The 6,654-nt window shown below is 67.3% G+C and carries 9 protein-coding genes; 7 read left to right on the top strand and 2 right to left on the bottom strand.

The window, feature by feature from the left end:
• Positions 1-1,239: alpha,alpha-trehalose-phosphate synthase (UDP-forming) (locus ACDELDRAFT_RS17385; RefSeq protein WP_005799271.1), on the top strand; the 1,239-nt coding region annotated here is incomplete at its 5' end.
• A gap of 236 nt (positions 1,240-1,475) precedes the next feature.
• On the opposite strand, the gene ACDELDRAFT_RS17380 is transcribed toward ACDELDRAFT_RS17385, so the two are convergent.
• Both ACDELDRAFT_RS17380 and ACDELDRAFT_RS17375 read right to left on the bottom strand, forming a co-directional pair.
• Positions 1,476-1,670: a DUF2905 domain-containing protein gene (locus ACDELDRAFT_RS17380; RefSeq protein WP_005799270.1), complete on the bottom strand. Its 195-nt coding sequence runs from the start codon at positions 1,668-1,670 to the stop codon at positions 1,476-1,478.
• A 199-nt stretch (positions 1,671-1,869) separates the two neighbouring features.
• Positions 1,870-2,988 (bottom strand): class I SAM-dependent methyltransferase, encoded by a 1,119-nt coding sequence (locus tag ACDELDRAFT_RS17375; protein WP_040329723.1) that lies wholly within the window; start codon positions 2,986-2,988, stop codon positions 1,870-1,872.
• A 10-nt stretch (positions 2,989-2,998) separates the two neighbouring features.
• Between ACDELDRAFT_RS17375 and ACDELDRAFT_RS17370 the strand changes: the two genes are divergently transcribed.
• From ACDELDRAFT_RS17370 to ACDELDRAFT_RS17345, 6 genes are all read left to right on the top strand, one after another.
• Complete coding sequence (locus ACDELDRAFT_RS17370; protein WP_005799268.1) at positions 2,999-3,784, top strand: SDR family oxidoreductase; 786 nt, start codon at positions 2,999-3,001, stop codon at positions 3,782-3,784.
• A 22-nt stretch (positions 3,785-3,806) separates the two neighbouring features.
• Positions 3,807-4,178, top strand: a complete 372-nt coding sequence (locus ACDELDRAFT_RS17365; protein ID WP_040329725.1) for a dihydroneopterin aldolase — start codon at positions 3,807-3,809, stop codon at positions 4,176-4,178.
• A gap of 14 nt (positions 4,179-4,192) precedes the next feature.
• Positions 4,193-5,131, top strand: a complete 939-nt coding sequence (gene ttcA / locus ACDELDRAFT_RS17360) for a tRNA 2-thiocytidine(32) synthetase TtcA (protein ID WP_420042325.1) — start codon at positions 4,193-4,195, stop codon at positions 5,129-5,131.
• 54 nt (positions 5,132-5,185) lie between these two features.
• Complete coding sequence (locus ACDELDRAFT_RS17355; protein WP_005799265.1) at positions 5,186-5,764, top strand: DUF4136 domain-containing protein; 579 nt, start codon at positions 5,186-5,188, stop codon at positions 5,762-5,764.
• A 14-nt stretch (positions 5,765-5,778) separates the two neighbouring features.
• Positions 5,779-6,417 (top strand): histidine phosphatase family protein, encoded by a 639-nt coding sequence (locus tag ACDELDRAFT_RS17350; protein WP_005799263.1) that lies wholly within the window; start codon positions 5,779-5,781, stop codon positions 6,415-6,417.
• The coding region (locus ACDELDRAFT_RS17345; RefSeq protein ID WP_005799261.1) for an alanine racemase at positions 6,401-6,654 on the top strand (254 nt) is incomplete at its 3' end. The genes ACDELDRAFT_RS17350 and ACDELDRAFT_RS17345, both read left to right, overlap by 17 nt.

Raw genomic sequence — 6,654 nt, 5'->3', positions numbered from 1 at the left:
GGCGACGTGCCCAGCGCCCAGGGCGTGCAGACCCGCCAGGCCGGCAACGTGACGCTGGCCACGGTCGACCTGTGCGAGGCCGACCACGCCACCTACTACCACGGCTACGCCAACAGCGTGCTGTGGCCCGTGTTCCATTACCGGCTGGACCTGGCCGACTTCAACTCCAGCTACATCGCAGGCTACCGCCGCGTGAACCAGATGTTTGCACGGCAGTTGCTGCCCCTGCTGCGGCCCGACGACGTGATCTGGGTGCACGACTACCACCTCATCCCGCTGGCGGCCGAGCTGCGCGCACTGGGCTGCCGCCAGCGCATCGGCTTCTTCCTGCACATCCCCGTGCCGCCGCCCCTCATCATGGCGGCGCTGCCACAGCACGACTGGCTGGTGCGCGCCTTCTTCGCCTACGACCTCGTGGGCCTGCAAAGCGAGGCCGACGTGGCGCACTTCACCCGCTTCACGGTCACCGAGGCGGGCGCGCAGGACCTGGGCGGCCAGCGGCTGAGCGCCTTCCGCGCAACGACGCGGGTGGCCGCCTTTCCCATCGGCATCGACGTCGACGAATTCCAGCGCCTGACCGCTGCCCCCGAAGCCGTGCAGACCTGCGAGGCCATGCGGGCCGAATACTCGCGCCGCCAACTTTTGCTGGGCATTGACCGGCTCGACTATTCCAAGGGCATCCCCCAACGCGTGCGGGCCTTCCGCCACCTGCTCGAAAAATACCCCGAGAACCGCCACAGCGCCACGCTGGTGATGATTGCCTCGCCCTCGCGCGACGACGTCAATGCCTACTCCGACCTGCGCCAGGAGCTCGAAGGCCTGTGCGGCGCCATCAATGGCGACTACGGCGATCTGGACTGGATGCCGCTGCGCTACATCCACCGCACGGTGGCGCGCAAGCGCGTGCCGGGCCTGTGCCGCGCCGCCCGGGTGGGGCTGGTGACGCCGCTGCGCGACGGCATGAATCTCGTGGCCAAGGAATATGTGGTGGCGCAAGACCCCGACGACCCTGGCGTGCTGGTGCTGTCACGCTTTGCCGGTGCGGCCGAGCAGCTCAAGGAAGCGCTGCCCGTCAACCCCTACGACACCCAGGCCATGGCCGACGCCATCCAGGCCGCACTGCACATGCCGCTGGCCGAACGCCAATGGCGCCACCAGCAACTGATGGAGCGCATCCGCCGCCACGACGTGCACTGGTGGCGCCAGAGCTTTCTGCAGGCACTGAAAGAAGGCGTCTGACACACGCGGCGCCGGGTGCACGCCGCCCAGCCCCCCAATGCCGGTGACAGGACCGGTGCAGCGCGCTGCATTGGGTGGTGCGCAAAGGGGCGTTGCCGAAGGTCTGAATGCTGAATGGTGAGTGGCTGCGGGTGAGGGGCGGCTGGACGCAGGGAAGACCGCCGCATTTCCGTAGTTCGCTCCTCATTTCATAGCTGCCTGCGCCCACCCGATCTGCGCATGCAGCCTAAAAACCCTCAAATCCACTTGACCACAACGCTGAGCACGAAGCTCAGCAGCAGCGTGCTGGTGAGCGGGATGAACCAGTCGCGCCCGAAAAGCCTGAAACGGAAATCCCCCGGCAACCGCCCCAGCCCCATGCGCTGCAACCACGGCGAAAGGCCGTTGATGAGCACCAGCGCCAGGAACACGACGATGAGCCAGCGGATCATCCCCGTGCCTCCTGCCCCTGTGCGGGAGTACCCGCCCCCTGCGCGCGCGCGGAGCCGCACCACATCGCCATCGCCATCGCCGATTCCACCACCGCCGCTGCAGCCACCGGTCGCCCCGAGGGGCACGATGGCATAGGCATAGGCATGGCGCGGCAGCGCCATCCACGCGGACCAAGGCGCAGCCGCGCAGGCAAGGTTTTCATAGCCGGTGCGAGCGGTCGCCCTGGGCAAAGCCCAGCACGTTCCACGAGGCGCCCTTGGCCAGCGCCAGCACCTTGAACAGCTCGCCCATCTCGTGTTCCATGATCAGTTTGACCGCATTCGCGCGCGCAGCCTGCGGCAGTTGCTCCATTTTTTGAAGCAAACCGCAGTTGATGAGAAAGTGCGCCTGCGTCGTATAGCCCAGCACCTCCAGCCCCGCCTCCTGAGCGGCCAGGGCCATGGCGGTGAAATTCACATGGGCCGTGATGTCCTTGAGGCCCACCGAGACCAGCGGGTTGTCGTCCGCCTGGTGCGCCTGGTGGCACATCACCGTGCCCATGGCGCGCTGCGGGTGGTAGTACTCGCTCTCGCCAAAGCCATAGTCCAGCAGGAAGATGGCGCCGCGCACCAGCCGGTCGGCCAGGGTGCGGATGAAGGCCTCGCCCTGGGCGTGGATTTCGGTCAGATAGTCGTGCGGGCCTTCGATCTCGACGGGCGGGCGCAGGCTGGTGGGGCGGTCGGCCCACACGAAAGCGCCGCCATCGCCCAGCGCCACCCCGCGCTCATGCCATGCGCCGCCCTCTTGGCCGCCCTGGCGGGCCAGCAGTTGCACCGGCATGGCATCGAGCACCTCGTTGCCCACCACCACGCCTTCGAACTGCGCCGGCAGGGCATCCACCCACTGCAGCTTGTGCGCGTGCCGCGCCAGCAATGCCTGCTGGCGTGCGCGCAGGCTGCCCGACAGATCGACGATGGTGTAGCGATGCACGCGGTCGCCCAGCGCATCGAGCAGTTGCAAAGCCAGGGCGCCCGAGCCGGCGCCAAACTCCCATACCTCGTGCGTGCCGGTCTGCGCAAGTGCCTCGGCCACCTGCTCCGCCAGGGTCTGGCCGAACAGCGGCGTCAGCTCGGGTGCGGTGACGAAGTCGCTGCCCGATTCCGGCATGGTGCCGAATTTGGTCGAATCGTTGGCGTAATAGCCCAGACCCGGGGTGTACAGGGCGAGCGCCATGAAGCGGTCGAACCCGATCCAGCCACCGGCGGCGGCAATGGCCTGGGCGATGTGGGTTTGAAGGGCGGTCGTTAAACTGTCGGGTCTTTTGGTCACGGCCCGCATTGTCCCCCACATGTCCATTTCTCCCCGACCGCGCACGGTTCTGGTAACGGGCGCCGCCCGGCGCCTGGGCCGCAGCATTGCGCTGGCCCTGGCTACGGGAGGTTGGCAGGTGGCGGTGCATTACCGCGAATCGGCCCAGGACGCTATTGATACCGTAGCTGCTTGCGCGCAACTGGCGGGCGCAAGCGCCCATTTTGAGGCCGATTTTTCGGACGAGGCTGCGGTGCGCGCGCTGCTGCCCCGCGTGGTGGCGCATTTCGGCCGCGTGGATGCGGTGGTCAACAGCGCTTCGCTGTTCGAGCACGACACGGCCCAATCCTTCAGCTTTGCCGCGCTCGAAAAACACCTGCGCAGCAACACCGGCGCCCCGATCGTGCTGGCGCAGGCGCTGCACCAGCATCTGCAGGAGCGCACCGCCGCAGGCGATGCCGACGCGCGCGGCGCCGTGGTCAATCTGCTGGACCAGAAACTCTGGAACCAGAACCCCGATTTTCTGAGCTACACCCTCTCGAAGGCCGCGCTCGAAGCCGCGGGCACCATGCTGGCCCTGGCGCTGGCCCCACTCGTGCGGGTGGTGGGCGTAGCGCCCGGCCTCACGCTCACCAGCCATCTGCTGAGCGACGACAAATTCCAGCAGTTGCACGCGCTGAGCCCGCTGGGCCGCTCGTCCACCGCCGACGACGTAGCCGCCACCGTGCGGTTCGCGCTGGAAAACCAGTCGATCACCGGCACCACGCTGCTCGTCGATGGCGGCCAGCACCTGATGAAGTTCGAGCGCGACTTTTCCCTGATGTGAGCGCATGCTCAGCCCTGACACCATGAACCAAGCCACCGGTCTCCAGACCCTGACCCTCACCGGGCTGCGCTTCGATGCCAACCTGGGCATCCTCGCGCACGAGAAGAGCGCGCCCCAGCCCATTCAGGTCGATGCCGAGCTGAGCCTGGGCGCGCAGCCGCTGGCGCCGCGCGACGACAACATCGAGCATGTGCTCGACTACCGCAAGGTGCGCCAGATCATCATCGACGAGTGCACGGCCGAGCATGTCAACCTGCTGGAGAGCCTGATCGGCAAGCTGGCCCAGCGGCTCATGCAACTGCCCGGCGTGCGCGGCGTGCGCGTGAAAATCGCCAAGCTGGAAATTTTTGACGACTGCGAAGTGGCGATTCGCATGGAAACAGGACAGTGGTGAACGCAATGAATGCAATGGATACCAGCGACTGGACGAGCGAGGCAACCGCAGCGGTAGCGCCGCGCGCACCCGCCGACTTCAAGATCGAGCGCGAGGCGCACAAGCTCGAGAAACGCCTGTGCCGCGAGGTGGGCAAGGCCATCGTGCACTACAACATGATTGAAGAGGGCGACAAGGTCATGGTGTGCATGTCGGGCGGCAAGGACAGCTATGCACTGCTGGACATCCTGCTCAAGCTCAAGACCCGCGCGCCCATCCATTTCGACCTGGTGGCCGTCAACCTGGACCAGAAGCAGCCGGGCTTTCCCGAGCATGTGCTGCCCGACTACCTGAGCAGCACCGGCGTGCCCTTCCACATCGAGAACGAGGACACCTACAGCATCGTCAAGCGCCTCATTCCCGAGGGCAAGACCACCTGCAGCCTGTGCAGCCGCCTGCGCCGGGGCATTCTCTACCGCGTGGCCGACGAGCTGGGCGCCACCAAGATCGCGCTGGGCCACCACCGCGACGACATTCTGCAGACGCTGCTGCTGAACATGTTCTTCGGCGGCAAGTTGAAGAGCATGCCGCCGAAGCTGGTCAGCGACGACGGCCGCCATGTGGTGATCCGCCCGCTGGCCTTCGTGCCCGAGAAGGACACGGCGCGCTGGGCCCAGCACCGCAACTTTCCCATCATTCCGTGCAACCTGTGCGGCAGCCAGGAGAACCTGCAGCGCAAGCAGTTGGGCGAGATGCTGCGTGACTGGGAAAAGAGATACCCCGGCCGCGTGGAAAACATGTTCAACGCGCTGCAGAACGTGGTGCCCAGCCACCTGCTGGACGGAGCGCTGTACGATTTCAAGGGCGCACGCGCGACGGGGGTTGCCGACGAAAACGGCGACAAGGCGTTCGATGCCGAGGAGTTCCCCGCACCAGCGGCCCTGCCCGGCGTGCAGGTCGTGCGCATCGCGTAGAACCCCGGTACAGGGCGGCGGCCAGCGCGGCCCCTGCCCATTGAAGGAGCTGCCATGAAATGGATCACCCTGCCCCTGTTGTGCGCGGCGCTGTGGCTGACGGGCTGCGCCAGCACCCGCCTGGTCGATAGCGACGTGCAGTCGTTCTCCCAACTGGCGGGCCCTCCGCCACAGCCCACCTACAGCTTTGAGCGCCTGCCCTCCCAGCAGGCGCTGGGCGCCCAGCAATCCGCCGTGGAAGAACAGGCCCGGCTGGCGCTTTCGAAGGTGGGCCTGCGCCAGGACGACGCGGCGCCTTTCTACCGCGTGCAGGTGCACGCCCGCACCGATCGCCAGGCGTATCCCGAGTACTGGGACGGCCCGGGATGGGGCTGGGGAGGCTGGGGCAGCGGCCGCGGGTTCTATGGCGGCCTGTCCATGCGTTTTCCACCGCCCACACTGTACCGGCGCGAAGTCGGCCTGATCCTGCGCGAGGCGGCCAGCGGCACCGTGGTGTATGAAACCCACGCCGTGCACGAAGGCGTCTGGACCGACAACCCCTCCGTGTTTGCCACCATGTTCGATGCGGCCCTGAACGGTTTTCCCACACCGCCCCAGGGGCAGCGCCGCGTCGTCCTCGAAATACCGCGCTGACGCGCGTTGACCGCATGAACGTCACCCGCATCATTGCCGTGCGCCACGGCGAAACCGCCTGGAACGTGGATACGCGCATCCAGGGCCACCTCGACATCCCCCTCAACGACCGGGGCCTGTGGCAGGCGCAGCAACTGGCGCGCGCTCTGGCCGACGAACCCGTGGCGGCCATCTACACCAGCGACCTGCAGCGCGCCCAGGCCACGGCGCAGGCCGTGGCAAGCACCACCGGCGCACCGCTGGTGCCCGAGCCCGATCTGCGCGAGCGCAGCTTTGGCGCACTGCAGGGCCGCACCTTTGCCGAGATCGAAACCGAACTGCCCGAGCAGGCCCTGCGCTGGCGCAAGCGCGATCCCCATTTCGCCCCCGAGGGGGGCGAATCGCTCACCGCGCTGCGCGAACGCATCGCCGCCACCGTGCAGCGCCTGGCCGCCCGCCACCCTGGCGAGCTGGTGGTGCTGGTGGCGCACGGCGGTGTGCTCGACGTGCTCTACCGCCTGGCAACCGGCCAGGAAATCCAGGCGCCGCGCACCTGGCTGCTGGCCAACGCCGCCATCAACCGCCTGCTCTGGACCCCGCAAGGCCTGAGCCTGGTCGGCTGGGCCGACACCCAGCACCTCGAAGATGCTGCACGCGATGAAACCACTACCTGAGGCGCTCAAGGCCAGCATCGGCCTGCGCGTGGACCTGATCGACACACCTTCGCTGGTGGTCGACCTGGACGCCATGGAGCGCAACATCCAGCGCATGGCCGACTTCGCCCGCAAGCACCGCGTGCGCTGGCGCCCCCACGCCAAGATGCACAAAAGTGCCGAAATCGCCCTATTGCTGCAGCAGGCCGGCGCCACCGGCGCCTGCGTGCAAAAGGTGGCCGAGGCCGAGGCGCTGGC

The sequence above is a fragment of the Acidovorax delafieldii 2AN genome, from assembly GCF_000175235.1.
Taxonomy (GTDB): Bacteria; Pseudomonadota; Gammaproteobacteria; order Burkholderiales; family Burkholderiaceae_C; genus Acidovorax; species Acidovorax delafieldii_B.
This window is presented reverse-complemented; position numbering and strand designations above follow the sequence as displayed.